The 4,291-nt window shown below is 65.2% G+C and carries 5 protein-coding genes; 2 read left to right on the top strand and 3 right to left on the bottom strand.

All coding sequences use genetic code 11. The annotated features are described in order from the left end of the window. A partial coding sequence (locus AC1D00_RS29455; RefSeq protein ID WP_477013086.1) for a hypothetical protein occupies positions 1-487 on the bottom strand: 487 nt, incomplete at its 3' end. A gap of 409 nt (positions 488-896) precedes the next feature. Here AC1D00_RS29455 and AC1D00_RS29450 point away from each other — a divergent pair. Next, the gene (locus tag AC1D00_RS29450) at positions 897-1,880 is read left to right on the top strand and encodes a Bug family tripartite tricarboxylate transporter substrate binding protein (protein WP_477013085.1); all 984 of its coding nucleotides are present in this window, start codon (positions 897-899) and stop codon (positions 1,878-1,880) included. Positions 1,881-1,916: 36 nt separating this feature from the next. Here AC1D00_RS29450 and AC1D00_RS29445 read toward each other — a convergent pair whose 3' ends face one another. Next, positions 1,917-2,879, bottom strand: a complete 963-nt coding sequence (locus tag AC1D00_RS29445; RefSeq protein ID WP_477013084.1) for a lytic transglycosylase domain-containing protein — start codon at positions 2,877-2,879, stop codon at positions 1,917-1,919. Positions 2,880-3,060: 181 nt separating this feature from the next. On the opposite strand from AC1D00_RS29445, the gene AC1D00_RS29440 reads away from it, so the two are divergent. After that, a complete protein-coding gene (locus AC1D00_RS29440) occupies positions 3,061-4,095 on the top strand; it encodes a L,D-transpeptidase family protein (protein WP_477013083.1) in 1,035 nt (344 codons plus the stop codon). Here AC1D00_RS29440 and AC1D00_RS29435 read toward each other — a convergent pair. After that, positions 4,092-4,291, bottom strand: a 200-nt coding sequence (locus tag AC1D00_RS29435) for a hypothetical protein (RefSeq protein ID WP_477013082.1), incomplete at its 5' end; no start/stop codon positions are given. The two genes, AC1D00_RS29440 and AC1D00_RS29435, sit on opposite strands and share 4 nt — an antisense overlap.

Raw genomic sequence — 4,291 nt, 5'->3', positions numbered from 1 at the left:
CCGTGATTGCGCGCTCGTCGCTGTTGCGGTGGCGGCTCAGGGCTTCGACCTGCGCGGCGAAGGTGCGGGTCAGCCGGGTCAATGCGCGCGTGACGCTCTCCTGCTGCGGAAGGTTGTCCGTGCAGGCGAGGCGACAGGCGCAGCGCATCGTCGCCACGTGAACGGAAACCATCTGCGACACCAGCATGGCCTCGATGGAATCCTTCGGTGCGATGCTCCTGATCATCGAGACCATGAAGGCGAGATTGGCCTCATCAGGCTTCTGCCCGATCGCGCTCGCTTTGACCAATTGCCTCAGCATGCCGTGCAGCGCGTCGCGGTCGGCGGCACCGAGCGCTTCGGCCAGCAGACGCTCGCCGGCTTGCGGGTCCGGATGGCTGATCGCAATGCTGCGCTTGTAGAGTCTGATCCGCGGGCTCGCGGCGGGGCCGCCGCGATCGTTTGTCGCAAGCGGCGAGGTGATGCGGCGGTTCGGTGCTGTCGTCATGCTGTGTCCTTTGCCGGCGCAGGCGCGCGCGAACGACCGTTCGCTGCTGCGCGCGGATGCGAATTTTCAGATGTCGATGAAGGGCTTACGCGCAACCACGTCGGGGCGGCCCTGATCAGGCCGGCCGTCACGCTTACGATTGTTGCGATGATGCCATTCTGCAGGTGTTTTGCCCGACGAGTCAAACGGCATTGCGAAGCGCGCAAGTCCTTGTTCTCTCAGGCGCCGGCTACTGTGCATGGGGTTGTTTTCGCACTTTTTGTTTTGAGCCGGCGCTTACGTGCCGTGCCGCGGAATTGACTGCGCGGAAACGCGATTGCGGAATCCCGTGCGGCCGCTCATCATGATCGCCGAACGCGCCGCACCAACAAACATGCACAAGCGGCACTGAAGTCTGGGGAGAGAAGGAATGCAACGAACGGCTCGCCTGCTGGCAGTGATCGCCGGATTGTGCGCCTGCGCACTGTCGACAGAGGCGCTCGCTCAGAAATATCCGACGCGGCCAGTCAAGGTCATGGTCGGCTTCAGCGCGGGCGGGCCGGTCGATGTCGTCGCGCGGATCATCGGCGACAGGCTGAGCAACAAGCTCGGGCAGCCCTTCGTGGTCGAGAACCGCGCCGGCGCCAACGGCATGATCGCCGCCGAGGGCGTGGCGCGTGCGGATGCGGACGGCTACACGATGCTGGCCTGCAACTCCTCCACCATCACGCTCAACAAGACGCTGTTCAAGGACATTCGCTACGACCCGATAAGCGACTTCGCGCCGCTGACGACCGTTGTGTCGGCGCCGCTGGTGCTGGTGGTCAATCCGGAGAACCCCAGGACCGCCGACATCAAGACCGTGGCCGATCTCGTTGCCGCGGCGAAGGCGCGGCCGGGCGAGCTTGCCTACGGCTCGGGCGGCAACGGCAACCTCGCCCATCTCGCCATGGAGCTGCTCGGCCAGAAGGCCGGCATCAAGATGATCCACGTGCCTTATCGCGGCGGTGCCGCCTCCGAGGTCGGCATTCTCGCGCAGGAGGTGCTGGCGGTGTTCGATCCGCTCTCCGCCGTGCCGCTGGTGAAGGCCGGAAAGCTGCGCGCGCTCGCGGTGTCCTCCGCCGAGCGGCTGCCGTCGTTGCCTGACGTGCCGACGGTTGCGGAGGCAGGCTACCCCGGCTTCGACCTGTCGTTCTGGGTGGGCTTCTTCATGCCGAAGGCTGTGCCCGCGCCGATCCTGGAGGCGCTGCACCGGGAGATCGTCGCCGCCGCCAAGGATCCGGCGGTCGAGGAGAAGCTCGGATCGCAGGGCGTCGTCAGCGTGCTAAGCCCGGCCGAGTACGCCGCGAAGATCGCGAAGGAGACCAAGGAGCTCGCCGAGGTTGTGGTGGCGGCGAACATCAAGGCGGAGTGAGGCGCCCGTGGCACTAAAGAGCGTGGCCGGTGTGAGCTAGCTCGAGGAGCGTTCGCGCGCCGCAAAGCGGATCGCACGAGCTTTTGCACTCTTTCCGGCGGCGCGGGCCGCGATCATGCTCCGTGCCTTGCCGTGGGCCCCGGCATTCTTGCGCAGCAGGATTGCGAACCGCTTGCGTGCACGGCTCGCCGAGAGTCGCGCCGCCAGCTGCTCGGCCTTGCGCATGATGGTGACGACCGACGGTGTCAGGTTCACCGGAACCCAGGCGACGTCCTTCGTCTTGGACAGGCTGCCGACACCTTCGCAAGGCGCTTCGCGCGGCAGGTCGATCCGGATTGGGAGAGCCTCTGCGCGCTCGGTCCAGTCCTCGGCCCTGGTGCCGGTGATGATGCGGACATAGTCGCGCGTCTCGCGCGGCAGCTCGCTCTCTCTGGCGAGCCATTTCTGGATGCGGCCGGGACCTGCGTTGTAGGCGGCCGCTGCGAGGCCGAGATTGCCGAAATCGTCACGCAGCTTGCGCAGGAACCTTGCCGATGCGGGCAGCGCCTTGATGGGATCGAAGGGATCATCCAACCCGACCTCGGCCGCCGTCTCCGGCATGAATTGCGCGACGCCCTGTGCGCCGGCCGGGCTGACCTCGTTGGAACGAAAGCGGCTCTCCTGCCAGAGCAGGCGCGCGAAGAACGGCACGGGAATGCCGCTGGCCTCGGCGGCTTCGCGAAGCGCGCGGCAGAACCGTTCAGTCGGTGAAACCGGGGCCTGCGCTACGGGCTCGACCGCGCGTGGCGGTTCGATCGTCTCCTCAAAGGCCGCGCGGGCGTTGGCGAGCTCGATGGCCTGCACGCTTGCGAGGAAGAGCTCCACCACTGGAACAAGCGGGGAGGCTCGGTTGTTCTCAACAATGGCGTGGTCGAAGCTTGATGTTTGCCGCGACGCCGACGGATCGAGGTCGCACATCWGAATCAGAAACGCGGCGCAAGCCGCGACGACAAATCGCATTGCGTGGACAACCTCGAACTGTGGGATGAACGGCCGGCGATACGCCCGGCGATACGGTGTTTCTTAATCGTCCGATTGCGGCAAAGCTGCGATCTCAGAGGTTGCGTCGGTGCTACTACGGTGTTCCCGAAGGGAAACTTCCCGTGCGTTTGCGGGCATCTGCGAAGCGGGACGAGCGAACATGATGCGATGGATCTTCGGTGCGGTGATTTCGCTGTGGCTTGCGGTCCCGGCCGTCGCGGGCAATCTTGGCGCCGCAGCCGTGAATGACGCTGCGCGCCCTGCAAGACAGCCGGCCGCCGACAAGGTCGACGCATCCGTGGTGAAGCTTCAGATACTGCTCGATCGTGCGCAATTCTCTCCCGGCGAGATCGACGGAAAATTCGGCGAGAACGCGCAGAAGGCGCTGAAGGCATTCGCGGAGCAGAACGGCATCGCGTCCGACAAGGGCATCGCGCCGGAGCTGTGGGACAAGTTGAATGCGACGAGCGACGGCCCTGTCGTCGTCGACTACAGGATCGGCGATGCGGATGTGAAAGGGCCGTTCCTGAAGGCGCTGCCGGCGAAGCTCGACGACATGAAGTCACTGGAGGCGCTGAACTACACCAGCCCTCTCGAGGGGCTCGCCGAGAAATTCCACGTGAGTGCGGATCTGCTCAAGGCCCTCAATCCCGGCAAGTCCTTCGACAAGGCCGGCGAGACCATCATCGTCGCGAATGTTCCGGCACGGCGAGAGCTGCCGCGTGCTGCGCGGCTCGAGGTCGACAAGAAGAACGGGACATTGAAGGCGTTCGACGGCACTGGCCGCCTGGTCGCGTTCTATCCGGCGTCAATCGGCAGTCCGGATCGGCCGACGCCGAGCGGGACGCTCAAGGTCACCTCGACCAATGACAAGCCGAATTATCACTACAACCCGGAGTACAGGTTCAGCAGCGTCAGATCCAGAAAGCCGTTCGATGTCAAACCCGGGCCCAACAATCCGGTCGGCTCGTACTGGATCGGCCTGTCGGCGCAGAGCTACGGCATCCACGGGACGGCGGAGCCCGACAGGGTGAGCAAGTCCGCGTCCCACGGCTGCATCAGGCTCACCAATTGGGACGTTCGGGCGCTGGGCGACAGCGTCAAGCGCGGCACGCCGGTCGTCTTCCTCGATGCTCCGACGGACTCTTCGTCGAAGCAGCAGGGAAAGCCGGCCGCTAGGCGCGCAGCAAACTAATCTTTCGGAAAATCCTTGCGCATCGCGATCTCGGCGGCATCGCCGGGCGACAGCACGGTCTGTTCGAAGGCCGGTTGCGGCCTCGTCATGATGTCGTAGAGCGAGATGCCCTTGATGGGCTTGCCCATCAGCTCGCGGACGCAGTCGGCGAGCGTGCCGTTGTAGACGAGATAGGGCGGACCCCGGTCCTTCTGCC

The organism is Bradyrhizobium sp. P2_E8, assembly GCF_056403875.1.
This window is presented reverse-complemented; position numbering and strand designations above follow the sequence as displayed.